This window comes from Pseudonocardia sp. DxW, assembly GCF_058448985.1.
Window position 1 is genome coordinate 297,535 of record NZ_JBZFLK010000002.1, and the last position, 23,498, is coordinate 321,032.

Consider the following 23,498-nt stretch of genomic DNA (forward strand, 5'->3'; position numbering starts at 1 on the left):
CGAGGATGCCGCCGTGCACCCGCCACCACCCGTCCCCGGCCACCGGGCGAGACCCCGGCCGGGCGAGACCCGGGATCCGGCGGCGACGGCATGAGCGTCGGCGCGGCGGAGGCCGCTGCGGAGACCCGGCAGTGGGTCTGCGAGCCCTGCGGGTTCATCTACGACCCGGACGAGGGCGACCCGGACAGCGGCATCCCGCCGGGCACCGCGTTCGAGGACATCCCGGACGACTGGATGTGCCCGATCTGCGGTGCCACCAAGGCGGACTTCCGGCTGCTGGAACCGGGCGAGGACTTCTAGGGGAGCGAGGACGCAGCCTCATGATCACCGGATACCAACACTTCGTGACCCTCGCCGACTCGATCCAGTGGGACGAGACGGCGATCGACTACACGACCGACCGGGCGGCCTGGCCGCAGCTCACCGACGACGAGCGCACCCGGGTGCTCGGCCTGCTCGCCGGATTCTGCATCGCCGAGTTCGCCGTCGCCGGCCAGCTCGGCTCCTACCAGGCCGCGGCGCTGGACGACTCGATGGAGGCCTGTTTCCGGGCCCAGGCCCGGGACGAGGCCCGGCACGCCCGCTTCTTCGACCTGGTGGCCGCCGACGTGGCCGGGATCCCCGGGGACACCCCCGCGCAGCGGCTGGACGCGCTGCGCGACCGGGCGGCGCCCGAGCTCGTCGACCTGTTCGAGGTGCGGCTGCCGGAGACCGCGCGGCAGCTCGCCGAGGAGCAGCGGGACCTGACCTCCGCGGTCGGCCTCTACCACATGGTGATCGAGGGGGTGGTGCTGCTGGCCGGCCAGCACGCGATGCTCGCGACGCTGGACGGCCTCTCGGTCGGGCTCCCCGGCGTCCACAAGGGGATGGAGCTCGTGCTGCGCGACGAGCGCTGGCACATCGGGTTCGGCTCGCGCATCGTGCAGAGCGCCGACATCTGCAACGAGCAGGCGGCCGCCATGCTCGAGCAGGGCGAGACCGCCGCGAAGGTCTGGGGCGATCTCATCACCGCCGATGCGATCGAGACGGCGATGCGCCAGCACCGGCGGCGACTCAAGGCCGCGGGGATCAAGTTCTGGTGATCGGCCACCGCCACCTGCGGCGCCGGCCCGGACCGGCCCGCACGCACCGGTCCCGCACGGCCCCGGTACCTCACCCGAAGGTCAGGTGGCCGCGCGCCGGCCTGCCGGCGACCGCCCGCGACGCGCACCGGCGGCCCGCCCGGGCGTGCGGCGCGACCGCCGCCGGGGCACCCGGCCGCTCCCGAATGGGTCACCCGCTCACCTCCCGCCGAGCACGCCGGACACCTTCGGGAAACATGTGTTTCATTCCCCGGGTCCGATCGGTGGCGCGACCGGAATGCCGGCGCGCGGTGATCGCGGCGGCGGCGACCGGCGCCCCCGGCCCGCTATCCACACCGGACACCACCGGTTCCGGAACGATCACGAATCGGGCGAAGACCGCACGTCACAGCCTCACGGCGACCCCGCCGGAGCACCGCGCGACCGGACCCCGGCCCACCACCCGCGCATCCGCCGGACACCGGCGGACCATTCCCGCGGCCCGGCGGAATGGCCGCGTGATCGCCATTCCGGGCGACCTCGCGGGGCCCGCCGAGAATTGCGCCGATAATTGTCGGAATACGTCGCGCAAGGCGCCGGAACGGGGCCCCGCCGGACACCCGGGCGGCAGGTACGGCCGCGCTCGAATCAGGACGCCGACACACCGGCGGACCGGCCGGAGATCCACCCGCGGGCGCCCCGGCCGCACCGCGCCGCAGCCGCCGCCGGCACCAGCACGATCGTCCTCATCATCGCGCTGACCTCGACGATCACCGGTACCCTCGGCGCGGTGGAGAGGCAGCGCAGCGGCAGCAGCAGCCGCCCCGGCACGGCCCGCCACCGGCCCGTGCGGACCGCTTCACAACGGCCCGTCACGCAATCCGCCGGGCCCGGGCGAGGATCGGGATTGACCATTCGGAGCCACCCCCGGAGGGTCCGCGATCTTTCTCCTGAATGAGCGCGCGCCCGGGGTTGACGCCCGCCTCGACGCAGTGTGAAAGTGATCACGGCACCGCCGACAATTTCGCTCGGGAGGATATGTCAATGACGACGACCGAAGATCGATCGGCCGAACTGGCCGCGGCCGGTCTGGACGGCCAGAACAGGACGGCGCTCGGCCGGCTGATCAACACCGGCAGCATCGGGTACGCCGAGGAGGGGACCGACGGCGTGCTGCGGGCGACCATCCGGATCCCGGAGGACGAGCTGCGCTACGAGCCCGCGATCCTCATCCTCCCCCGCGGCGGCGACATCGAGCTGACCCTGATCAACGACGACAAGAACACCCACTGCGCCGTCCTGCCGAGCAACGGTGATCCCAAGTTCATCTGGCTGGTGAACCACGCCAAGGGGATCGCCCGGCTCAACCTCGACGGACCGGGCACCTACTACTACGGATCCCACAGCGGCAACGACGAGGGCCGCGGCCTGACCGGCGCCATCGTCATCGGCGGTGAGGTACCCGACCACGCGAAGCTCGACCGTCCCCCGCAGCCGCGCCCGTAGAACAGGAGCACCAGATGACCGACTACGTCGACGCGGGCGAGGCGATCCCGCACACCCAGCTCAGCGCGGTGAAGGGCATCGCCCCCGCCACCACCAACGTGGACTACGACCGCATCCAGGGCGCCACCTCCGAGCCGCAGAACTGGCTCACCTACTACGGCACCTACGACGGCAAGCGGTACAGCACGCTGGACCAGATCAACAAGGAGAACGTCCGGCGGCTGAGCCCCGCCTGGGTGTTCCAGGCCGGTGCGACGGGCATGCAGTCCGGCGCGTCCACCTACTCGTTCGAGGCGTCCCCGCTGGTCGTCGAGGGCGTCATGTACGTCTCCGGCCCGGACGGCAAGGCCTGGGCGATCGACGCGACGACCGGCGAGGAGCTGTGGCGCTACAAGCACGCCTCGCCGTACGACGTGTCGCTGTGCTGCGGCAACGTCAACCGGGGCCTCGCCGTCGGGCACGGCAAGGTCTACATGTACACCCTCAACGCGCACATCATCGCGCTCGACGCGACCACCGGTGAGAAGGTCTGGGACGTCACCAACGGTGACGTGCGGGCCGGCGAGAGCGGCTCGGTCGCGCCGCTGGTCGTGAAGGACCTGGTGATCGTCGGCAGCGCCGGCGGCGAGTTCGGCGTCCGCGGCCACCTGGACGCCTTCGACGCGCACACCGGCGAGCGGCGCTGGCGCTGCTACACCGTCCCGAAGCCCGGCGAGCCCGGCTCGGAGACCTGGCCGGACGACGGCGAGGCGTGGCAGCGCGGCGGTGCGAACTGCTGGGTCACCCCCACCTACGACCCCGAGCTGGAGCTGCTCTACCAGGGCACCGGCAACCCGGCACCGGACTTCGACGGCGGTGTCCGCCCGGGCGACAACCTCTACACCGACAGCGTCGTCGCGGTGGACGTGAACACCGGCGAGATCCGGTGGCACTACCAGTTCACCCCGCACGACCTGTGGGACTACGACTCCACGATGGAGAACCTGCTCTTCGACGCACCCGACGGGCGCAAGCTGCTCGCGCACGCGGACAAGAACGGGTACTTCTTCGTCCTCGACCGCACCGACGGCGAGCTGGTGCGGGTCTTCCCGTTCGTCGACCGGATCACCTGGGGTGAGATCACCCCGGACGGCAAGGTGACGCCGAAGATCTATCCGGACGAGGAGGGCGTCCCGGTGCACTTCTGGCCGGGACCGGCCGGGGGCAAGGAATGGACGCACATGTCCTACAACCCCCAGACCGGGCTGATCTACGTACCGGTCCAGGAGGTCGGTGCGACCGCCACCCGCCGCCGCCGCGAGTTCAAGGAGTCCATCCCGTACTGGGGCGCCGGCGTCGCGGTGGACATCGAGGACTTCTACGGCTTCGTCGCCGCCATCGATCCGCTCACCGGCGAGGAGAAGTGGCGCTGGAACAACGAGTACCCGATGTGCGCGTCCACCCTCACCACCGCCGGCGGGCTGGTCTTCCAGGGCACGCCGACCGGCGAGTTCGTCGCGCTGGACGCCGACACCGGCGAGAAGCTGTGGTCCTTCCAGTGCGGCAGCGGCCACCACTCGAGCCCCACCCCGTTCAGCGTCGACGGCCGCCAGTACATCGCGGTGCCGACCGGCTGGGGCGGCTGGATCGAGGGGTTCCTGCCGGGTCTGCTCGGCGCCGCGGCGGGCGACGCGCTGTTCTGCTTCGCCCTGCCGGAGGACTGAGCCGGCCGCACACTGGTTCCCGCAGACCGCACGAGAGGAGGTGAACATGGAGTCCACCACCGAGTGGGAGGCGCCCGAGTTCGAGGAGATCGGCTGCGCACCCGAGGTCACGATGTACATCGCCCGCACCGAGGCGTGACGAGATGACGCCCAGGGGCGCCGGACGAACGGGTCCGGCGCCCCTGCGGTGTCCGCAGGACCGAGGAGGACAGCGATGCGACTGCGGGTTCTCGGAGCCGCGGCCGGTGGCGGCTTCCCACAGTGGAACTGTGGGTGCCCGGGCTGCCGCGCGGTCCGCGACGGCTCGCGGCCCGCGACGCCGCGCACCCAGTCGTCGATCGCGATCAGCCCCGACGGCGACCGCTGGTGGCTGGCCAACGCCTCCCCCGACGTCCGTACCCAGCTGGCCGACACGCCGGCGCTGCATCCCGTCGGAGACCGCGGCACACCCCTGCAGGGGGTGCTCCTCACCGACGCCGAGATCGACCACACGCTGGGCCTGGTGCTGCTCCGCGAGGGCGGCGGCGTGCACCTGCACGCGACCGCCGCCACCCACCGCACGCTGCGCGAGGGCACCGGCCTGCTCCCCACCCTGGAACGCTTCTGCCCGGTCACCTGGACCGAGGTCGTCCCCGGCGCGGCCCACGACCTGGGCGGCCTGAGCTACCGCGCGTTCGACGCCCCCACCGGCAAGCACGACCGGTTCGCGCAGTCCGGAGCCGCCGGCACGACGGGCGCCGGGCGCGTCGTCGGGTACCGGTTCACCGACACCGGCAGCGGCCGGGTCGCGGTGTACCTGCCCGGCGTCCAGGCGCTGACCCCCGAGGTGCTCGACGAGATCGCCGGCGCCGATCTGCTGCTCGTCGACGGCACCACCTGGCACGACGACGAGCTGGTCCGGCTCGGGCTGGCCGCGAAGACCGCGCACGACATGGGGCACCTGCACGTCGGCGGGCCCGGCGGCAGCCTGGACGTGCTCGCCGCACTGGACCTGCCCCGGATCGTCTACGTGCACATCAACAACACCAACCCGATCCTGCTCGAGGACTCCGACGAGCGCGCCGAGGTCGAGAAGGCCGGCGTCACGGTGGGCCACGACGGACTGGAACTGGAGGTCTGAGTGACCGCACCCGCTGCATCCGCTGCATCCCCTGCGCTGGTGGACCGCCTGCGCGCGCACGCCCGCAGCTACCACAGCGCGCACCCGTTCCACGTGCGGATGAACGAGGGCACCCTGTCCCCCGAGCAGATCCGCGGCTGGGTCGCGAACCGGTTCGCCTACCAGGAGGCCATCCCGGTCAAGGACGCGGCGATCCTGTCGAACTGCCCGGACGTCGCCGTCCGGCGGCGCTGGATCCGGCGGATCACCGACCACGACGGCACCGAGGCCGACGGCCCCACCTCGGGCGGCATCGAGGCGTGGCTGCGGCTCGGCGAGGCGTGCGGCCTGACCCGCGAGGAGATCCTCGACCACCGGCACCTGCAGCCCGGCGTGCGGTTCGCCGTCGACGCCTACGTCGACTTCGCGCGCCGGAAGCCGTGGGTGGAGGCGGTCGCGTCGTCGCTGACCGAGCTGTTCGCCCCGGACCTGATGGCCGAGCGGCTCGCCGCGTTCGAGAAGTACTACACCTGGATCGAGCCGGACGGCCTGGAGTACTTCCGCAACCGGCTGTTCCAGGCGCCGCGCGACTCCGAGCACGCCCTCGAGATCGTGGTGGCGCACTGCCGGACCGCGGCCGAGCAGGACGCCGCCGAGGCCGCGCTGTCCTTCAAGTGCGACGTCCTGTGGGCCATCATGGACGGGATCGACCATGCCTACGCATGACGGGGTCGCCACGGTTCCCGTCCCCCGGCACGGCGAGGGAGGTGCGGCCGAGGTGATCAGCGGGCAGACCCGTCCCCGGCTCGGCCGTTACGTCCGGATGCGGCCGGACCGGCCGACCGGCGGCTGGGTGCTGCTCGGGCCGGAGACCGTCGTCGTGCTGAACCGGACCGGGCACGCGGTGCTGCGGCTGTGCGACGGCGAGCGCACCGTCGACCAGATCGTCGCCGCGCTGGTGGAGGGGCACGACGACGCCGACGAGCTCACCGTCGGCGAGCAGGTGCGCGACTACCTGGGCCGCCTCGCCGACCGGAACCTGGTGGCCTGGGCATGAGCACCGACCGGAGCGCGGCCGCCCCCCGCCCGTTCGGGCTGCTCGCCGAGCTGACCTACCGCTGCCCGCTGGCCTGCGCGTACTGCTCCAACCCGATCGAGCTCGCCCGCTACGACGACGAGCTGGGCACCGCGGACTGGCAGCGGGTGTTCACCGAGGCCGCCGATCTCGGCGTCCTGCAGTGCCACCTGTCCGGCGGCGAGCCGCTGCTGCGCCGCGACCTGCCCGAGCTGGTGCGCACCGCGGCCGGGCTCGGGATGTACACGAACCTGGTGACCAGCGCGATGGGGCTGTCCCGGCGGCGGGCCGAGGAACTGCGCGCCGCCGGGCTGGACCACGTTCAGGTCAGCGTGCAGGCCGACGAGCCGACCACCTCGGACCGGATCGCCGGCATCCCGTCGTTCGAGCGCAAGCTGGAGGCGTGCCGGCTGGTCCGCGAGCTGGGCTGGCCGCTGACCGTGAACGTGGTGCTGCACCGGCAGAACATCGACCGGGTGGGGGCGATCCTCGACCTGGTCGAGGGCCTGCAGGCCGACCGGGTGGAGCTGGCGAACACCCAGTACTACGGCTGGGCGTGGAAGAACCGGACGGCGCTGCTGCCCAGCCACGAGCAGCTCGACCGGGCCGAGGAGATCGTCGGCGCGGCCCGCGAGCGGCTGGCCGGCCGGATGGAGGTCGTGCACGTGCTGCCCGACTACTACAGCCGGTATCCCAAGCCGTGCATGGGCGGCTGGGCGCAGCGCCAGCTCACCGTCGCCCCGGACGGCGACGCGCTGCCCTGCCCGGCCGCGCAGACCCTGCCGCTGCCCCGGGCGTCGGTCCGGGACGCCTCGCTGTCCGAGATCTGGCACTCGGCGCCGCTGTTCACCGCCTACCGCGGGGAGAGCTGGATGCAGGACCCGTGCCGGACCTGCGACCGGCGCGAGCTCGACCACGGCGGCTGCCGCTGCCAGGCGTTCCAGCTGACCGGCGATCCGGCTGCCACCGACCCGGTCTGCCACCTCTCCCCCGACCACCACCTGGTCACCGAGGCGGTCGAGGAGGCGAACCGGCCGCTCCCGGTGGACCTGGAGCTGGTGCCCCGCCCGCACCGGTGAGCGGGAATCAGTCGTCGTCGGCCGGGACGACGCCGAACACGACGAAGCTGACGATCCAGTACACGACGTAGGCGAGCAGCAGCACCACGCCGTGCCAGCGGCGCAGGCGCCCGGTCCACAGCGCGTAGGTGGAGAACCCGATCAGCAGCGCCAGCGCCGGTAGGTGCCAGACGAACACGTCGTCGGTCACCTCGATCGCGCCACCGGCCAGCACGATGATCCCGAGCTTGGCGGTCACCGAGAACACCACCGAGCCGATCACGTTGCCGATGCCGATCAGCGGTGCGCCGCGGCGGGCCGGTTCGACGGTGAGGAAGATGTCCTCGAGGGTCAGCACCAGGGTCGCGATGGTCGCGCCGAACACGGTTCCGGCGATGCCGAACTCGTCCAGGATCCCCTCGGTGCCCTCGGTCATCACCCAGGCACCGATGATCAGGCCGACCAGGGACAGGAACGCCAGCCCGAGCAGCGCCCAGCCGGGCAGGTGCCGCTTGGAGGTGATCGGGATGTCGCCGGTGTGCGAGAGGTCGTCGGAGGCGGTGCCGCCGCGGACGTGGCCGGCCCGCTCCATGACCTCGCTGTCCCGGAAGACCGGCACCGCCCGGGTCCGTTCGCGCACCGCGACGTAGGCGACGAAGGCCACGAACAACGCGATCAGCAGGATCGCCAGCCCGGCGCCGACCTCCCCGACGAACGCCAGCCCCACCAGCACCAGCGGGGACAGCGCGAAGATCACGAGATAGTCCTTGGGCACCTCGACCCGGCAGGGCACCAGCAGTGCGGCCAGCGCGAGCACGACGCCGACCATCGAGACGACGGTGCCGAAGACGACGCCGAGCGCGACCTCCTCCATTCCCTCCAGATTGAGCGCGACACCGAACACCAGATCGTCGAACTCGATTCCGGTGAAGATGACGGCGAGCAGGAAGACCGAGATCGCGAGGCCGCGCGCGGCCCCGACCAGATAGGTGATCAGCTTCTCGGCACTGTAGATCAACAGCGCCGCGCCGGCGGCGAAAATCAGAATCGACATCATCGGCGATCGGGCCCTTTCACGATGCCGGACGCCACCGAACAGCGCGAACGCGCCGGCGGTCACGATCGGCAGTCACTGCACACGAATTGTTCTCTGGGCAGCACGAATCCGGAGTAGCCCGTCCGGGACCCGCGACGCAGTAGATGCTCGCAAACATATGTTGCAGAGAACAGTGTTGATTTTCGCGGCGCATCGGAGCGCGATGCCGGGTTGCCCGAAACGTCCCCGGCGGCCGATTGGCCGCGGTCAGCGCAGGCTGCGGACGTCCCAGAACAGGAACGGATCGCCCGGCCGCGGCGCCGGCGGCACGGGCAGCGGGGACGCGGCGAGGCGCCGCAGGTAGTCCGCCACGCCGGTGCCGACGAGGCGGCGCTCGTCCTCGTCCGGACCGGCGACGACCAGCTGGCCGACCGTGCCGCCGGGCTCCGGGACCGTGTCGACGGCGATCGAGTTGCCGCCGCCGTCGGTCGCGAGCGGCCACCAGCCCGGGTCCCAGTAGCGGGCGCGCACCGGATCGCCCGCCCGGACGGTGATCACGTCGTCGACGTCCGGGTCCGACTCCCCCGGCCCGACGATCTGCACCCAGTTCCGGTACTCGCGCAGCGCCTGGCCGAGCGGGAGCAGCGCGTACGTGCCGGGGAAGATCGTCGTCGTCACCGGGAGCGGTCCGGCGTCCGGCTGCTGGCCGTCGGACAGCGCGTAGAGCGCGCGCAGGCCGGGCGGGAACGGCCGGCCGAACTCCCGCTCCGCGGCGTCCACCGCGCCGGGCCCGGCGGGCGGCGCGGCCATCGCCGAACCGGGGTAGCCGGCCCGGTCCAGGGTGCCCAGCCAGGTCAGCCAGGCGTCCCGGACGTCACCGTCGGAATCGCGCACCCGCGCAGCCTGCCACGCCGTGCCCCGCCGCGGCCCGGTGGCGCGGCTCTGGCAGGGTCGCCCCGGACAGCCGACCGACGTCGGAACAGCACCGCACCGCGCCCAGGGAGCAGCCGTGACCGCACCGCAGAAGCCCGCCGTCGAGATCGTCGACGGCCCCCTGCCCACCGACCTGCTCGCCGAGGACATCAGCCTCGGCGACGGCACCGAGGCGAAGCCCGGCGACGCCGTCGCCGTGCACTACGTCGGCGTGTCGCAGTCCACCGGCCGCGAGTTCGACAACTCCTACGACCGCGGCCAGCCGCTGCGCTTCGGCCTCGGCGCCGGCCAGGTCATCTCCGGCTGGGACACCGGCGTCACCGGCATGAAGGTCGGCGGCCGCCGCCGGCTCGTCATCCCGCCGCACCTGGGCTACGGCGAGCGCGGCGCCGGCGGCGTCATCGCGCCCAACGAGACCCTGGTGTTCGTGGTGGACCTGGTGGGCGTGAACTGAGCTCGCTGCTGCTGATCTCCGACACCCACCTCCCGGCCCGGGCGAAGGACCTGCCCGGGCCGGTGTGGGCGGCGGTGGACGCCGCCGACGTCGTCGTGCACGCCGGTGACTGGTGCACGGTCGACCTGCTCGACCGGCTCGAGGAGCGGGCCGCCCGGCTGGTGGCGTGCTGGGGCAACAACGACGGCGACGAGCTGCGTGCCCGGCTGCCGGAGACCGCCCGGGTCACGATCGACGGCGTCCGTGTCGCCGTCACCCACGAGACCGGCGCCCGGCAGGGCCGGGAACGCCGCGCGCTCGCCGCGCACCCGGACACCGATCTGCTCGTGTTCGGGCACTCGCACATCCCGTGGGACTCCACGACCGAGGGTCTGCGCCTGCTGAACCCGGGCTCCCCCACCGACCGGCGGCGGATGCCCACGCACACCTGGATGACGCTGACCCTGGCCGGCGGCCGGATCGGCGACGTGGCGCTGCACCACCGGGAACCGGACCGCCGGCCGGGCTGACACCGGCCGGGCTCAGCCGGACGGGACGGCCCCGATCTCGTTGATCGGGTACACCGGGCGTTCCCCGCGCAGCACGCGGGCGACGTCGAGCACCGCCTTCTGCTTGGCCTCGTCGAACGACTCCACGCTGTAGTGCGCGGAGTGCGGCGTGAGCACGACGTTCGGCAGGCCCAGCAGCGGGTGCCCGGCCGCCCGCGGGGCCGGCCCCCCCGTGGGTGTCGATCCCGGCGCCGGCCAGGTGCCCGGACCGCACCGCGGCGGCGAGCGCCGTGTCGTCGACGAGCCCGCCCCGGGAGACGTTCAGGAGCACCGCGTGCCGCGGCATGCGGTCGATGACCCCGGCGTCGACCAGGTGCCGGGTCGAGTCGGTGAGCGGGACGTGCAGCGAGAGCACGTCGGAGCGCCGGACGAGCTCGTCGAACCCGACCGGCTCCGCACCGGCCGCGGCGATCGCCTCGGCCGGGACCACCGGATCGGTGGCGAGCACCCGGTGGCCGACCGCCGCGGCGAGCTCGGCGACCCGGCGCTCGATGCGCCCCATGCCGACGATCCCGAACGTCTGCACGTCGGGCCGCCGGGTCCCGGCCGCGAGGGCGAGCGGTGCGGCGCCGTCGGCGTGCATCGCCCGGTCCAGCACCGGCAGCCTGCGGGTCACCGACAGCGCGAGCGCCAGCGCGTGCACCGCGACCTCGCGATGGTTCGCGTCCGGGATGTTGGTCACCCAGATACCGCGTTCGGTCGCCGCGACCACGTCGACGCTGTCCACCCCGATGCCGAACCGGGTGATCGAGCGGCACCGGTCGAGCCGGCCGATCACAGCCGCGTCGAACGGTTCGGCGAGGCTGATCACCGCGTCGGCGTCCCGGGTGGCCGCCACCAGTCCGTCGGCGGTCCGCACGTCCACGGTCTCGAACCGGACGTCCAGCCCGGCGAAGGCCCGCGCCGCCTCCTCGCCCAGCGGGATCCGGGTGGCGAAGTTGCGGGGGTTCGCCCGGAAGGCGGCGGCCATCGCGGCGAGCGGGTTGGTCCGGGCGCACTCGATCCGGCCGGCCCGGCGCTCGGCCTCGACCCGCTCGAACTCCGGCGACTCGCCGAGCCTGCGTCGCAGCAGCAGGCCGATCACGGTCAACACCGCCCCGGGCAGGAACGGCACCCGCCAGCCCAGGCGAGGAACGCCTGCTCGCTGAGCGACGCGCTGATCACGGCGAACAGGACGACGGCGAGGATCGATCCCGTCAGCGTTCCGGCCACCATGTACGACGAGGTCAGGCCCTTGCGCTGCTTCCTCGTGGACTCGTTGACGAAGATCGTCCAGCACCGGGGAGACGTCGCTCGCAACGAGCATGAGCCGGATCTGGTCGGTGAGGTCGGCATAGCGGGCGTCGCGCCGCGGCATCCGCACCGTGGCTACGACGGGGCTGACTCCCGTCGCCCGGGCGATCACCGAGTCCCGCAACGGCGCACCGCCCGGAGGTCACCGCCGAGGATCTGCCCCCTGATCTGGCGATGGCACTCGTCGACGAGCGAGAGCATCGAGATCGTGCGGAACTCCCCGGCGGCCATGGCGGCATGGTAAGGGTTGCCGGCCGTCCGGCCCGCGGAGCTACTCGCTGCGCGGCGCCGTGACGTGGTGGTCGGCCTGCTCGTCCTCGGCGACCATCCGGTCCGCCTCCTCGCGGGTGCGGGCCAGCGGCGGCGCGGTGATCGCGCTGCCCCGCTCGGCCAGCTCGGGCCGGATCCGGACCGCGACCAGGCTGCTGATCGTGGTGACGGCCAGCACCCCGACGATGACGGCCAGCGACACGCCGATCCCGATGTCGGGCACCGGCAGCGGCTCGCCGCCGTTGAGGAACGGCAGCTCGTTCTCGTGCAGCGCGTGCAGGGCGAGCTTGGCGCCGATGAAGGCGAGCAGCACCGCCAGCCCGTAGGACAGGAAGACCAGCTTGTTCAGCAGGCCGCCCAGCAGGAAGTACAGCTGGCGCAGCCCCATCAGCGCGAACGCGTTCGCGGTGAACACCAGGTAGGGCTCCTGGGTCAGGCCGAAGATCGCCGGGATGGAGTCCAGCGCGAACATGATGTCGGTGACGCCGATCGCGATCATCACGACGAGCATCGGGGTCAGCCAGAGCTTGCCGTCGATCCGCACGGTGGTCCGCGCGCCGTGGTAGTCCTCGGTGACCGGGAAGACGCGGCGGACCAGGCGCAGCACCCGGCCCTCCTGCCACTCCTCCTCGTCGCTGCCGGCGGCCTGCCTGACCAGCGAGAACGCCGTGTAGATCAGGAACGCGGCGAACAGGTAGAACACCCAGCTGAAGCGGTCGATGACCGCGGCGCCCGCGGCGATGAAGATGCTCCGCATGACCAGCGCGATCACGATGCCGACCAGCAGCACCCGGTGCTGGTGGATCACCGGCACCTTGAACGCCGACATGATGATCAGGAAGACGAACAGGTTGTCGACCGAGAGCGAGTACTCGGTCAGGTAGCCGGCGAAGAACTCCCCGGCGTAGCCGCCACCGGCGACCAGCCACACGCCGACGCCGAACGCGACGGCCAGCGCGACGTAGAAGACCACCCAGCGGGTCACCTCGCCGAGGGTCACCGCGTGCGGCTTGTGGTCGTTCACGAACAGGTCGAAGCCGATCACCAGCACGAAGCCGGCGATCGTGACCAGCCAGACCCACAGCGGGACGTTCACGTAGTGCCTCCAGGACCAGGGCGTCGTCGAGTGGCCCGAGGTCTCTCCCGCCACGACGCCGCTGTCGGCGTCCGGCGTGGCCGGTGGTGCCGGGGAACGTGCGGGACGCTGCCCGCCGTCACCGTGCTGACGACACCACCGCGAACGGGATACTCCCCTGCGGATCGGATCGAGTCTGCTCCCCGGTGCGTTGCGTGGCGAGACGGGGTGACCGACGGCACCCCGATGTACCCGATGGATGTCCCCGTCCGTCCGGTTCGTCGGTGTTGTGCCTGCTCCGGCGCGGTCCGGTGTGGTCCGGGCGGTGCGCCGGGGTGCCCCCGTGGATCGGGTCGTGGTCGTGCCGCCCGCGCGGGTCCTCGCCGGCGTCCGGCACCCCGCACCCCACCCGCCGAAGTGATCATGCGGACACCGGTGGGGCCGCGACGGCGGGCCCGACGCGATCTGCGTAGTTTCGAAGAGGTGCACGTGCGCCCCCTCCTCCGCCGGGCCGCCCCCGGCCCGCTGATCGCCCTGCTCGCCGCCGGCCTGCTGGTCTCGGTCGCGCCGGTCGCCGCAGCGGCGACCGGTGACGACGGCGGGAGCGTCGCCGTCACCGAGGAGCGGGTGGCGGTGCCGGCCGGCCCCGGCGAGCCCGGGACGGTGGAGATCGACACCTCCCTCTACCTGCCGGCCTCGGCGTCGGCGGACGCCCCGGCGCCGGCGGTGCTGGTGGCGCACGGCTTCGGCGGCAGCAAGGCCGGTGTCGATCGCGACGCCCGCGAGCTCGCCGACCGCGGTTACGTCGTCCAGACCTGGACGGCGCGCGGCTTCGGCGCATCGGGCGGTGTCATCGGGCTGAACGACCCGGACCGTGAGGTGGCCGACGCGTCCCGGCTGATCGACCGGCTCGCCGAGCGGCCCGAGGTGCAGCGCGACGGCGACGGCGATCCGCGGGTGGGCGTCACCGGCGGCTCCTACGGCGGCGGGCTGGCGTTGCTGCTCGCCGGGTACGACGACCGGGTCGACGCGATCGCCCCGTCGATCACCTGGAACGACCTCGGGCAGTCGCTGTTCCCGAACAACGCGGCACCGGCCGGCGGGCCGCTGCCGGGCACCCCGGCCGCCGCCGCGGACGCGCCGGACGGGGTGTTCAAGAGCGGCTGGGCCGGGGTGTTCTTCGGCTCCGGCGGCCAGGTCCCCGGCGGTGGTGCCGGGGCGGACGGCGCGGGTGACGCCGGTGCGGGCTCGTTCGGCGGCGGCACCGAGGGCCCGGACGGTACAGACGGCACAGCCGGCGCAGGCGGCCCGGACGGCACAGCCGGCGCCGGCAGCACCGACGGCACCGGCGGCACCGGCAGCACCGACGGCACCGGCGGCACCGGCCCGGCCGGCGGCGGCGGACTCGGCGCGGGGACACCCGACGGTGCCGGCACGCCCGCCGGCGCCGGGGACGCCACGGGATCACCCGGGGGCGCGGGCGCGGCCGGCCCCGCGGACGCAGGCGCGGCAGGCCCGGGCGAGAGCGCACCGACCGGCGGCACCGGGACCGTCCCGGCGCCCGGGGCCGTCGCGCAGCTCCAGCCCGGTCCCACCCCCGGAGCCCAGCTGACCTGCGGCCGTTTCGCGCCGGAGCTGTGCGCCGCCTACTCCGAGGCGGCCCGGACCGGCCGGATCTCCCCCGAGCTGGCCGCGCTGATGGACCGGTCCTCGCCGGCGACCGTCCTCGACCGGATCACCGCCCCGACGCTACTGGTGCAGGGCGAGCAGGACACCCTGTTCGGCCTCGACCAGGCCGACGCCAACGCCCGCGGGATCGCCGCGAACGGCACCCCGGTGTCCGTGCTGTGGTTCGCCGGCGGGCACGACGGCGGCGCCGCCGACTCCGAGGTCCGCGGCCGGATCGGCGACTGGTTCGACGAGCACCTGCGCGGGCTCCCGGCCGCCGAGGGCACCGCCGGGTCGCTGGCCGAGGCGCCGTTCGCCTACCAGGTGCGCAGCAACGTCCGGACCAGCGGTGACACGCCCACCGGACGCACCGTCCTCGCCGACGCCTATCCCGGCCTGACCGGCGGCGAGACCCCCACGACCGGGGTGCCGCTGTCCGGCGACGAGCAGCTCGTCGTGCACCCGCCCGGCGGCAACCCGGCCACGATCACCTCGCTGCCGGGCCTCGGATCGGCGCTCGGGTCGCTCGGCTCGGTGGGCTCGCTGTCCGGGCTCGCCACGCCGGGCCAGGCCGCGCGGTTCGTGTCCGAGCCGGTCGCCGAGCCGATGCAGCCGTCCGGTTCCGCCCGGGTCACCGTGCAGGTCGCCCGGGTCCCCGGCCAGCCCGCGCCGGAGACCGCGGTGCTGTTCGGCTCGGTCACCGCGCTGTCCCCGGACGGTCGCAGCACGCTGCTCGGCAACGCGGTCGCCCCGATCCGGGTCGCCGTCCCCGCCGACGGCTCCCCCGTCGAGACGACGGTGACCCTCCCCGGCGTCGTCGTCCCGGTCACCGCGGGCAGCAGGCTGATGGTCCAGCTGTCGACGACCGACCAGGGCTTCGCCTCCGGGACCGATCCGGCCGTCTGGCAGGTCGGGCTGGCCGGCGCCCCGGTGCTGTCCGTACCGGAGGTGCCCGGCCGCACCGAGAGCGCCGGCACCGTCCCGCTGTGGCCGGTGCTCGGGACCGCCGGCGTGCTCGCCGCCGCGTTCGTGCTGTGGCTGCTCGCCCGGCGCCGGTCCCGGCACGCCGACCCGGACGCCGCGGCGCCGGCCGGCTCGGACCCGCCGCCGCTGAAGGTCCGCGCGCTCGCCAAGACCTACCGCAACGGCTTCCGGGCAGTCTCCGACGTGTCCTTCACCGTCCGGCGCGGCGCCGTGCTCGGCCTGCTCGGGCCGAACGGCGCCGGGAAGACCACCGTGCTGCGGATGCTGATGGGGCTGATCGCGCCGACGTCCGGTGAGATGCGCGCGTTCGGCAGGCCGATCCGGCCCGGCGCCGCGGTGCTGTCCCGGATCGGCGCCTTCGTCGAGGGCCCCGGCTTCCTGCCGCACCTGTCCGGCGCCGACAACCTGCGGCTCTACTGGGAGGCCACCGGCCGCCCGATCGAGCAGGCCCGGATGGCCGAGACGCTGGAGATCGCCGGGCTCGGCGACTCGGTGCACCGCAAGGTCGGCACCTACTCGCAGGGGATGCGGCAGCGGCTGGCGATCGCCCAGGCCATGCTCGGGCTGCCGGAGCTGCTGATCCTCGACGAACCCACCAACGGGCTCGATCCGCCGCAGATCCACGCGATGCGCGAGCTGCTGCGCCGCTACGCCTCCGGCGGGCGGACGGTGCTGGTGTCCAGCCACCTGCTGGGCGAGGTCGAGCAGACCTGCACCGACGTCGTCGTCATGCACCGGGGCACGGTCGTCGCCTCCGGCACGGTCGCCGAGCTGACCGCGGCCGGCGGCGGATCGACGTTCACCGTCGAGCCGGCCGGGCGGGCCACCGAGGTGCTGTCCGGGATGGACGGGGTCAGCGACGTCGTCCCGGGTGAGCAGCCGGACGTGGTGCACGCCCACCTGGCCGACGTGGGCCGGGCCGAGGTGGTGACGGCGCTGGTAGCCGCGGGTGTCGCGGTGAGCGCGGCCGGGCCGCGCGGACGGCTGGAGGACGCGTTCCTCGACCTGGTGGGCCCGGAGGGGCGCGACGTGAGCGGGGGCATGCAGTGACGGACCGGGCAGCGACGGACGACGAGCGCCAGCTCTCCACCCGGCGGGGGCACGTCGGTGACCTGGTCGCCGGCGAGGCGGCACCGCCCGCCGTCCCCGGCCGGACGCTGCCGTTGCGCACCGAGCTGGCCCGCCAGCTGGGCCGTCGGCGCACCCAGGTGGTGTTCGGCCTGGTCCTGGCGATGCCGCTAATCCTGCTGGCCGCGTTCTCCCTCGGTGACGACGACGGCCGGGCGTCCGGCCCGAACCTGGTCGACCTGGCGTCGGGCAGCGCCGCGAACTTCGCCGTGTTCACGCTGTTCGCGTCGGCGAGCTTCCTGCTCGTGGTGCTGGTCGCGCTGTTCTTCGGCGACACCGTCGCCTCGGAGGCGTCCTGGTCGTCGCTGCGCTACCTGCTCGCGGTGCCGGTCCCCCGGGCCCGGCTGCTGCGGCAGAAGGCGATCGTCGCCGGGCTGCTGTCGGTGGCGGCGTTGCTGCTGCTGCCGGTGGCGGCGCTGGTGGTCGGCGCGGTCGCCTACGGCACCGGGGACCTGGTGTCCCCGATCGGCGAGTCGCTGCCGTTCTGGACGGCGGTCGGCCGGGTCATGCTCGGCGCGGTGTTCCTGATGATCCAGCTCAGCTGGGTGGCCGGGCTGGCGCTGCTGCTGTCGGTGAGCACCGACGCCCCGCTGGGCGCGGTCGGCGGGGCGGTGATGGCGTCGATCGTGTCGCAGATCATCGACCAGATCGAGGACCTCGGGGTGATCCGGAACTTCCTGCCGACGCACTACGGCGACGCCTGGTCGGCGCTGCTCGCGACCGACGTCGACTGGGCCGACATGACCTACGGCGCGTTCTCCGCGGTCTGCTACGCGACGGTGTTCATGGCCGCCGCGGCCTGGCGGTTCACCCGCAAGGACATCACCAGCTGAGACGACGCCGCGCCGGCCGCCGAGATGCGTCCCAGCGCGAATTGTCGATCTCCGAGGCCCGCTCCGCTGCATCTCGGCGGGGCGGGCCGGTCAGCCGCGCGCCAGCGCGGCGACCCCCGGGGCGGTCGACCCGCGGACGACGCGGCTGTGCGCCAGCCCGGCCAGGTCCAGCTCGACGCCGGGGGCGATCCGGTAGGGCCGGGCCAGCAGGATCCCGCCGAGCCCGCGGCGCAGCCGGGACATCTCGGCGCGCACCGTGACCAGGTGGGCGCGGTCGCCGTAGAGCCGTTCGGACAGCGCCGCGGCGTCCAGCCCGGTCGAGCCGGCCAGCGCGAGCAGGACCAGCACCTCGGCGTGCCGGGTGGACAGCGGATGCACCCAGCGGCCGGTGCCCTCGACGACGGCGCTCGGCGGGCGGCCGTCCAGGTCCAGGCTCAGCCGCATCCGCTGGGCGCCGCCGCCGGACGCCGGGCGCAGCAGCCAGCCGCCGGGCACCGGCTCGGGCAGGCAGGGCCCGAGCCCGTGCACCGCGAGGAGCCGGTCCGCGGTGGGCGCGGTGACCCGCTCCACCGCGGGCAGGCCGGTCGCGGCGGCCACCCAGCCGTGGTCGTCGACGACCAGACCGGGGCCGGAGGTGCGGGCCAGCATCGGTGCGCCGATGGTGCGCAGCGCGTCGAGCCGCGCCTCGTGCCGCTGCCAGAGTCCGGCCTCGGCGAGCCGCACGGCGGTGTTCACCAGCGCGACCGTCGTCGGGTGAATGGTCTCGGCCGGGCCGGAGATGTCGACGACGCCGAGCAGCTCGCCGCTGCGCGGGTCGTGCACCGGCGCCGCGGTGCAGGTCCAGCCGTGGTGGCTGCGGACGAAGTGCTCGGCGGAGAAGATCTGCACCGGCCCGTCCTCGGCGAGCGCGGTGCCGATGGCGTTGGTGCCGACCGAGAACTCCGACCAGTCCGCCCCCTCGGTGAAGCCGAGCGAGTCGGCGCGGCGGCGGACCGCGGAGGAGCCCTCCCGCCACAGCAGGACCCCGTCGGCGTCGGTGACGACCATGACGTGCCGGGCGTCCTCGGCGACCGAGGTCAGCGCGGACCGCAGCGCGGGCAGGACCGGCACCAGCGGGGACTCCGACCGCCGCCGCTCGACGACGCCGGCGTCGAGCGGGCCGGGCGGGTCGCCGGCATCGGGGTTCACACCCTGCGCGCGCACCCGGTCCCAGGACCGCGCGACCAGGCTGCGGGCCCGGCCGGGGGCGGCGTCGCCGGACAGCACGGCGTCGTGCAGGCGGGACAGCATCCGGGCGTGCCGGCCCAGGTCGGTGCCCGGCCGGACCGCGCAGATGCTCGCCTGGTCCCGGGCGTCACCGCCGGCAGGGTCCACATCCACCTCCACCGCACCCAGGTTAGGTCCGCGGTGTGGCCCGCGCCATAGCAGGACGGGCGGGCCGGCCGGGGCGGCGGACCGGCCGGCCCGGGGATCGGCCGGCCGGGCCGGCGCACCGCGGTCAGCGGGGTTCGCCGACCCGCAGCCGCTCCGGTGCAGGCGCCTGCGGCCCGCCGGGGCGGCCCGGTCCGCGCGTGACGTACCAGCAGCCCAGCCCGAGCGCGATCGCCGAGGGGATGACGTAGCTCGCGCCGAGCACCTGCTCCCAGAGGCTCCACTTCATCTCGACGCCCCACACGTTCGGCATCCACCGGAACGGTGCGATGTAGAAGATCGCGGCGATCACCGCGCCCAGCGCCGCCCAGGCGACCGAGCGGTGCCGGATGGCGTGCGCGCCGATCGCGATCAGCCCGGGCACCACCCAGACCCAGTGGTGCGACCAGGCGGTCGGGGTCGCCATCAGCACGACCGCCGCCGTGGCGGCCAGTGCGAGCACCGGCTCCGAGCGGCGGATCACCGGGACCGCCAGTGCCAGCAGCACCGCGACGATGGCCAGCCACAGCACGGTGAACCAGGGCTCGGGGACCTCCTGGCGGGCGAGCACCGCCTGCACGGTCTCGTTGGAGAAGAACGTCGATCCGCTGACCCCGGCGGCGGGGCCGCCGACGAACCAGTACCGGTAGGATGACGCCGGATCGACCACGAACCCGACCAGGGTGGCGACGATCCCGGTGACGGCGGCGACGGCGCACGCCTTCCAGTCCCGGCGGACCAGCAGGAACAGCACGAACCCGGCGGGTGTCAGCTTGATCGCGGCGGCGAGGCCGAGCAGCATCCCGCGCGGCCACAGCGTGCGCGGGGCGAGGCAGTCGACCAGCACGAGCACCATCAGCACGAGGTTGATCTGGCCGAACGCGAACGTCTGGGCGACCGGTTCGGTCAGCAGCGCCGCCGCCAGCACCGGGACGCCGAGGACCACGCCGGCGCGCCAGCCGCCGGCCGGCCAGGCGATCCGGATCGCCAGCACGACGCAGATCGCCAGCGACACCACCGAGACGACGAACTGGGTGGTGAAGGCGACCGCGTAGGGGACGACGGCGAGCGGGATCATCGTGATCGCCGCGAACACCGGGTAGATGAACGGCAGCACCGGGCCGTGCAGCGGCGGCGGCAGCTCGCCGTACATGTCCCCGCCGGCCAGCCAGACCTGCACCCCGATCCGGTAGATGTCCAGGTCGAGCGCGTAGTTGCGGAGCCGGATCCAGGACCAGTAGAGCGACGCGACGAGCAGCGGCACGGTCAGCAGCAGCGTCACCCACGCGGTCGCCGCGGACCGCAGCCACGACACGACGCCGAGGTGCCCGTCGGAGCCGGCGCCGGGCGGGACGTCCGGGTCGGGCGTGGTGCGGGTGACGGTCACGCGGGCTCCTCCGCTGCGCGGCGGGGCGGCACCGGACGACGCGGGGAGCGTGCCGGGGCGGCCGGGTGTGCGGGAACGGGGGTCCACGGTAGCGGGGCGCCCCGCCGTGATCCGCGCGGACCCGGCCTACTGCACCCCCGCCGCGTCCATCCCGCGGAGCTCCTTCTTCAGATCGGCGATCTCGTCGCGGAGCCGGGCCGCCAGCTCGAACTGGAGATCGCGGGCGGCGGCGAGCATCTGGTCGTTCATCTGCTGGATCAGGTCGGCGAGCTCGGCCCGCGGCATCCCCGCGGTGTCCTTGGCACCGGCCACCCCGGAGCTCTGCGCCGCCGCACCGGAGCGCCCGGCCTCGCCGGCGGCCCGCTTGCCGCGCGAGGCGTTCCGGCCGGATCCGCCGACCGGGACCGACTCGGTGTCCTCGGCCTCCCGGTAGACCTGGTCGAGGATGTCGGCGATCCGCTTCCGCAGCGGCTGCGGGTCGATCCCGCGCTCGGTGTTGTAGGCGACCTGCTTGGCGCGGCGCCGGTCGGTCTCGTCGATCGCGTAGCGCATCGAGTCGGTGATCGTGTCCGCGTACATGTGCACCTGGCCGGACACGTTCCGGGCGGCGCGGCCGATCGTCTGGATCAGCGAGGTCCCGGACCGCAGGAAGCCCTCCTTGTCCGCGTCGAGGATCGCTACCAGCGACACCTCGGGCAGGTCGAGGCCCTCGCGGAGCAGGTTGATGCCGACCAGCACGTCGTACTCGCCGGAGCGGAGCTGCCGGAGCAGCTCGACCCGGCGCAGCGTGTCGACCTCGGAGTGCAGGTACCGGACCTTGATCCCCAGCTCCAGCAGGTAGTCGGTGAGGTCCTCGGCCATCTTCTTGGTGAGCGTGGTGACCAGCACCCGCTCGTCGCGCTCGGTGCGGTCCCGGATCTCGGCGACCAGGTCGTCGATCTGGCCCTTGGTCGGCTTCACGACGACCTCCGGGTCGACCAGGCCGGTCGGCCGGATCACCTGCTCGACGAACTCGCCACCGGTCCGGTTCAGCTCGTAGGGGCCCGGGGTCGCCGACAGGTAGACCGTCTGCCCGATCCGGTCCGCGAACTCCTCCCAGGTCAGCGGGCGGTTGTCGACCGCGGAGGGCAGCCGGAACCCGTACTCGACGAGATTGCGCTTGCGGGACATGTCGCCCTCGTACATGCCGCCGATCTGCGGCACCGTGACGTGCGACTCGTCGATGACGAGCAGGAAGTCGTCCGGGAAGTAGTCGATCAGCGTGGCCGGTGCGGTGCCGGCGCCGCGGCCGTCGATGTGCCGCGAGTAGTTCTCGATGCCGGAGCAGAAGCCGACCTGGCGGATCATCTCGATGTCGTACTGGGTGCGCATCCGCAGCCGCTGGGCCTCCAGCAGCTTGCCCTGGTTCTCCAGGGTGGCGAGCCGCTGCTCCAGCTCGGCCTCGATGTCGCGGACGGCCCGCTCCATCCGGTCCGGGCCGGCCACGTAGTGCGTCGCGGGGAAGATCCGGATCTCGTCGACCTGCTCCACGACGTCGCCGGTCAGCGGGTTGAGGTGGTAGAGCGCCTCGATCTCGTCGCCGAAGAACTCGATCCGCAGCGCCAGCTCCTCGTACGCCGGGATGATCTCCACGGTGTCCCCGCGGACCCGGAAGGTGCCGCGGGTGAACGACATGTCGTTGCGCGTGTACTGCACGTCGACCAGCAGCCGCAGCAGCCGGTCCCGCTCGATCTCGTCGCCCGCCTTCAACGGCACCGACCGGTCCAGGTACGACTGCGGCGTGCCCAGGCCGTAGATGCACGACACCGAGGCGACCACGACGACGTCGCGCCGGGACAGCAGGTTCATCGTCGCCGAGTGGCGGAGCCGCTCGACGTCGTCGTTGATGGAGCTGTCCTTCTCGATGTAGGTATCGGTCTGCGCGATGTACGCCTCGGGCTGGTAATAGTCGTAGTACGAGACGAAGTACTCCACCGCGTTGTGCGGGAGCATTTCGCGCAGCTCGTTCGCCAGCTGCGCGGCCAGGGTCTTGTTCGGGGCCATCACCAGGGTCGGCCGCTGCTGCTTCTCGATCAGCCAGGCCGTGGTCGCCGACTTGCCGGTGCCGGTGGCGCCGAGCAGCACGACATCCTCCTCGCCGGCGAGCAGCCGCCGGTCGAGCTCGGCGATGGCGGTCGGCTGGTCGCCTGCCGGCTGCAGGTCGCTGACGACGCGGAACCGCCCGTCCTTCCGCTCGATGTCGCCGACCGGCCGGTGCTCGGAGTGCGCGAGCGGCAGCCCGGCGGCGGCCTCGGGGTGTCCGTGCTGGTCCGCCGCGCTGCCCGGGACCTCGGTCGCGAATGCCATGACACCAGGGTACGAGCGACCCCCGACAGTTTCCCGTCGCACGCCCTGACAGCCCGGCCCGGCACCGGCAGGATGCGTGCCGTGCACCCGCCCAAGACCCAGGTCGTCGATCCCGGCGACCGCGCCCAGTACGACACCAAGGGCACCCGCCGCGAGATCGAGACGCTGCGCGAGGAGGACTGGGGGATCTACCTGTCCCGCCCGGTCGTGGCCCGGCCGAACGCCTGGTGGATCGAGTCCTGGCTGGTCCCCGATCTGGGGATCTGCCTGTCCGACTGGCGCTGGCGGCCCGGGCACGAGCGCGACCAGGACATCTACATCGACATCGCCCGGATCACCCGGGACGGCCGGCGGCTGCGGATGACCGACCTGTACCTGGACCTGGTGGTGCGCCGGGGCCGCGGGACCGAGCTGCTCGACGCCGACGAGTTCGTCGCCGCCGTCGCGCAGGGCCTGCTGGACCCGGCGACCGCGGAGTACGCGCTGGAGCGCTCGCACACCGTGCTCGCCGGGCTGGCCGGGCACGGCCACGACCACGAGGCGTGGCTGGCCGGGCACGGGATCGCGCTCGGCCCGCGGGCAGAGCCCGCGCCGCCCGCCGACCTGGCGGGCTGAGTGCCGCTCAGAGCGC

Annotated in this window: 23 protein-coding genes and 1 pseudogene; 14 read left to right on the forward strand and 10 right to left on the reverse strand. The window is 73.5% G+C overall.

What is annotated here, in order from left to right; genetic code table 11:
* Window positions 1-90 precede the first annotated feature (90 nt).
* Window positions 91-300 (forward strand): rubredoxin, encoded by a 210-nt coding sequence (locus ACVJO7_RS04180; RefSeq protein ID WP_344026222.1) that lies wholly within the window; start codon window positions 91-93, stop codon window positions 298-300.
* Window positions 301-320: 20 nt separating this feature from the next.
* A complete protein-coding gene (locus tag ACVJO7_RS04185; RefSeq protein ID WP_491671793.1) occupies window positions 321-1,082 on the forward strand; it encodes a ribonucleotide-diphosphate reductase subunit beta in 762 nt (253 codons plus the stop codon).
* Window positions 1,083-1,709: 627 nt separating this feature from the next.
* Here ACVJO7_RS04185 and ACVJO7_RS04190 read toward each other — a convergent pair.
* Window positions 1,710-1,892: a hypothetical protein gene (locus tag ACVJO7_RS04190; protein ID WP_491671794.1), complete on the reverse strand. Its 183-nt coding sequence runs from the start codon at window positions 1,890-1,892 to the stop codon at window positions 1,710-1,712.
* Window positions 1,893-2,105: 213 nt separating this feature from the next.
* On the opposite strand from ACVJO7_RS04190, the gene ACVJO7_RS04195 reads away from it, so the two are divergent.
* The 7 genes from ACVJO7_RS04195 to pqqE all read left to right on the forward strand — a co-directional run bounded on the left by ACVJO7_RS04195 (window position 2,106) and on the right by pqqE (window position 7,523).
* The gene (locus ACVJO7_RS04195; protein WP_491671795.1) at window positions 2,106-2,567 is read left to right on the forward strand and encodes an MSMEG_3727 family PQQ-associated protein; all 462 of its coding nucleotides are present in this window, start codon (window positions 2,106-2,108) and stop codon (window positions 2,565-2,567) included.
* 14 nt (window positions 2,568-2,581) lie between these two features.
* Complete coding sequence (locus ACVJO7_RS04200; protein WP_491671796.1) at window positions 2,582-4,270, forward strand: pyrroloquinoline quinone-dependent dehydrogenase; 1,689 nt, start codon at window positions 2,582-2,584, stop codon at window positions 4,268-4,270.
* Window positions 4,271-4,316: 46 nt separating this feature from the next.
* Window positions 4,317-4,409, forward strand: coding sequence for a pyrroloquinoline quinone precursor peptide PqqA (gene pqqA / locus ACVJO7_RS04205; RefSeq protein WP_060712366.1), 93 nt, complete (start codon window positions 4,317-4,319; stop codon window positions 4,407-4,409).
* Between the two features lie 75 nt (window positions 4,410-4,484).
* Window positions 4,485-5,390 (forward strand): pyrroloquinoline quinone biosynthesis protein PqqB, encoded by a 906-nt coding sequence (gene pqqB / locus ACVJO7_RS04210; RefSeq protein WP_491671797.1) that lies wholly within the window; start codon window positions 4,485-4,487, stop codon window positions 5,388-5,390.
* Between the two features lie 39 nt (window positions 5,391-5,429).
* Window positions 5,430-6,095, forward strand: coding sequence for a pyrroloquinoline-quinone synthase PqqC (gene pqqC / locus ACVJO7_RS04215; RefSeq protein ID WP_344026233.1), 666 nt, complete (start codon window positions 5,430-5,432; stop codon window positions 6,093-6,095).
* A complete protein-coding gene (gene pqqD, locus ACVJO7_RS04220) occupies window positions 6,082-6,426 on the forward strand; it encodes a pyrroloquinoline quinone biosynthesis peptide chaperone PqqD (RefSeq protein WP_491671798.1) in 345 nt (114 codons plus the stop codon). Before pqqC ends, pqqD begins: the two co-directional genes overlap by 14 nt.
* Entirely contained in the window at window positions 6,423-7,523 is a 1,101-nt protein-coding gene (pqqE, locus tag ACVJO7_RS04225) for a pyrroloquinoline quinone biosynthesis protein PqqE (protein ID WP_491671799.1), read from the forward strand. Before pqqD ends, pqqE begins: the two co-directional genes overlap by 4 nt.
* Window positions 7,524-7,530: 7 nt before the next feature.
* Here the strand turns inward: pqqE and ACVJO7_RS04230 are convergent, their stop codons facing one another.
* Both ACVJO7_RS04230 and ACVJO7_RS04235 read right to left on the reverse strand, forming a co-directional pair.
* On the reverse strand, window positions 7,531-8,556 hold the full coding sequence (locus ACVJO7_RS04230; RefSeq protein ID WP_344026239.1) for a sodium:calcium antiporter: 1,026 nt from the start codon (window positions 8,554-8,556) through the stop codon (window positions 7,531-7,533).
* Between the two features lie 249 nt (window positions 8,557-8,805).
* A complete protein-coding gene (locus ACVJO7_RS04235) occupies window positions 8,806-9,432 on the reverse strand; it encodes an SMI1/KNR4 family protein (RefSeq protein WP_491671800.1) in 627 nt (208 codons plus the stop codon).
* A gap of 115 nt (window positions 9,433-9,547) precedes the next feature.
* On the opposite strand from ACVJO7_RS04235, the gene ACVJO7_RS04240 reads away from it, so the two are divergent.
* Both ACVJO7_RS04240 and ACVJO7_RS04245 read left to right on the forward strand, forming a co-directional pair.
* On the forward strand, window positions 9,548-9,925 hold the full coding sequence (locus ACVJO7_RS04240) for an FKBP-type peptidyl-prolyl cis-trans isomerase (RefSeq protein ID WP_344026243.1): 378 nt from the start codon (window positions 9,548-9,550) through the stop codon (window positions 9,923-9,925).
* A complete protein-coding gene (locus tag ACVJO7_RS04245) occupies window positions 9,922-10,434 on the forward strand; it encodes a metallophosphoesterase family protein (protein ID WP_491671935.1) in 513 nt (170 codons plus the stop codon). The genes ACVJO7_RS04240 and ACVJO7_RS04245 overlap by 4 nt, the downstream gene beginning before the upstream one ends.
* A 12-nt stretch (window positions 10,435-10,446) precedes the next feature.
* Here the strand turns inward: ACVJO7_RS04245 and ACVJO7_RS04250 are convergent, their stop codons facing one another.
* From ACVJO7_RS04250 to ACVJO7_RS04265, 4 genes and pseudogenes are all read right to left on the reverse strand, one after another.
* Entirely contained in the window at window positions 10,447-10,590 is a 144-nt protein-coding gene (locus tag ACVJO7_RS04250) for a hypothetical protein (RefSeq protein WP_491671943.1), read from the reverse strand.
* Between the two features lie 115 nt (window positions 10,591-10,705).
* Window positions 10,706-11,830: pseudogene (locus ACVJO7_RS04255) on the reverse strand (NAD(P)-dependent oxidoreductase); the annotation flags it as partial.
* A gap of 44 nt (window positions 11,831-11,874) precedes the next feature.
* Window positions 11,875-11,997, reverse strand: coding sequence for a hypothetical protein (locus tag ACVJO7_RS04260; RefSeq protein WP_491671801.1), 123 nt, complete (start codon window positions 11,995-11,997; stop codon window positions 11,875-11,877).
* Window positions 11,998-12,037: 40 nt separating this feature from the next.
* On the reverse strand, window positions 12,038-13,132 hold the full coding sequence (locus ACVJO7_RS04265) for a TerC family protein (RefSeq protein ID WP_491671802.1): 1,095 nt from the start codon (window positions 13,130-13,132) through the stop codon (window positions 12,038-12,040).
* A gap of 468 nt (window positions 13,133-13,600) precedes the next feature.
* Here ACVJO7_RS04265 and ACVJO7_RS04270 point away from each other — a divergent pair, with 468 nt between their 5' ends.
* Together ACVJO7_RS04270 and ACVJO7_RS04275 are read left to right on the forward strand one after the other, a co-directional pair.
* Window positions 13,601-16,813, forward strand: coding sequence for an ATP-binding cassette domain-containing protein (locus ACVJO7_RS04270; RefSeq protein WP_491671803.1), 3,213 nt, complete (start codon window positions 13,601-13,603; stop codon window positions 16,811-16,813).
* On the forward strand, window positions 16,810-17,724 hold the full coding sequence (locus ACVJO7_RS04275; RefSeq protein ID WP_491671804.1) for an ABC transporter permease: 915 nt from the start codon (window positions 16,810-16,812) through the stop codon (window positions 17,722-17,724). The genes ACVJO7_RS04270 and ACVJO7_RS04275 overlap by 4 nt, the downstream gene beginning before the upstream one ends.
* Window positions 17,725-17,814: 90 nt before the next feature.
* Here ACVJO7_RS04275 and ACVJO7_RS04280 read toward each other — a convergent pair whose 3' ends face one another.
* The 3 genes from ACVJO7_RS04280 to uvrB form a co-directional block, all read right to left on the reverse strand.
* Window positions 17,815-19,014 (reverse strand): GAF domain-containing protein, encoded by a 1,200-nt coding sequence (locus ACVJO7_RS04280; protein ID WP_491671936.1) that lies wholly within the window; start codon window positions 19,012-19,014, stop codon window positions 17,815-17,817.
* Window positions 19,015-19,222: 208 nt separating this feature from the next.
* On the reverse strand, window positions 19,223-20,521 hold the full coding sequence (locus ACVJO7_RS04285; RefSeq protein ID WP_344026262.1) for a glycosyltransferase family 87 protein: 1,299 nt from the start codon (window positions 20,519-20,521) through the stop codon (window positions 19,223-19,225).
* A gap of 126 nt (window positions 20,522-20,647) precedes the next feature.
* Window positions 20,648-22,867 (reverse strand): excinuclease ABC subunit UvrB, encoded by a 2,220-nt coding sequence (uvrB, locus tag ACVJO7_RS04290; RefSeq protein ID WP_491671805.1) that lies wholly within the window; start codon window positions 22,865-22,867, stop codon window positions 20,648-20,650.
* Between the two features lie 72 nt (window positions 22,868-22,939).
* Between uvrB and ACVJO7_RS04295 the strand changes: the two genes are divergently transcribed.
* On the forward strand, window positions 22,940-23,482 hold the full coding sequence (locus ACVJO7_RS04295) for a ribonuclease FAU-1 family protein (RefSeq protein ID WP_344026265.1): 543 nt from the start codon (window positions 22,940-22,942) through the stop codon (window positions 23,480-23,482).
* Window positions 23,483-23,498: the final 16 nt, after the last annotated feature.

Excerpts from the sequence above, each read along its gene's own strand:
- ACVJO7_RS04195 (WP_491671795.1), top strand. The coding sequence starts at position 2,106 with ATGACGACGACCGAAGATCGATCGGCCGAACTGGCCGCGGCCGGTCTG.
- ACVJO7_RS04280 (WP_491671936.1), bottom strand. The coding sequence starts at position 19,014 with ATGCTGTCCCGCCTGCACGACGCCGTGCTGTCCGGCGACGCCGCCCCC.
- ACVJO7_RS04260 (WP_491671801.1), bottom strand. The coding sequence starts at position 11,997 with ATGGCCGCCGGGGAGTTCCGCACGATCTCGATGCTCTCGCTCGTCGAC.
- ACVJO7_RS04180 (WP_344026222.1), top strand. The coding sequence starts at position 91 with ATGAGCGTCGGCGCGGCGGAGGCCGCTGCGGAGACCCGGCAGTGGGTC.
- pqqE (WP_491671799.1), top strand. The coding sequence starts at position 6,423 with ATGAGCACCGACCGGAGCGCGGCCGCCCCCCGCCCGTTCGGGCTGCTC.
- pqqB (WP_491671797.1), top strand. The coding sequence starts at position 4,485 with ATGCGACTGCGGGTTCTCGGAGCCGCGGCCGGTGGCGGCTTCCCACAG.
- pqqA (WP_060712366.1), top strand. The coding sequence starts at position 4,317 with ATGGAGTCCACCACCGAGTGGGAGGCGCCCGAGTTCGAGGAGATCGGC.
- ACVJO7_RS04230 (WP_344026239.1), bottom strand. The coding sequence starts at position 8,556 with ATGTCGATTCTGATTTTCGCCGCCGGCGCGGCGCTGTTGATCTACAGT.
- ACVJO7_RS04295 (WP_344026265.1), top strand. The coding sequence starts at position 22,940 with ATGCGTGCCGTGCACCCGCCCAAGACCCAGGTCGTCGATCCCGGCGAC.
- uvrB (WP_491671805.1), bottom strand. The coding sequence starts at position 22,867 with ATGGCATTCGCGACCGAGGTCCCGGGCAGCGCGGCGGACCAGCACGGA.
- pqqD (WP_491671798.1), top strand. The coding sequence starts at position 6,082 with ATGCCTACGCATGACGGGGTCGCCACGGTTCCCGTCCCCCGGCACGGC.
- ACVJO7_RS04185 (WP_491671793.1), top strand. The coding sequence starts at position 321 with ATGATCACCGGATACCAACACTTCGTGACCCTCGCCGACTCGATCCAG.
- ACVJO7_RS04200 (WP_491671796.1), top strand. The coding sequence starts at position 2,582 with ATGACCGACTACGTCGACGCGGGCGAGGCGATCCCGCACACCCAGCTC.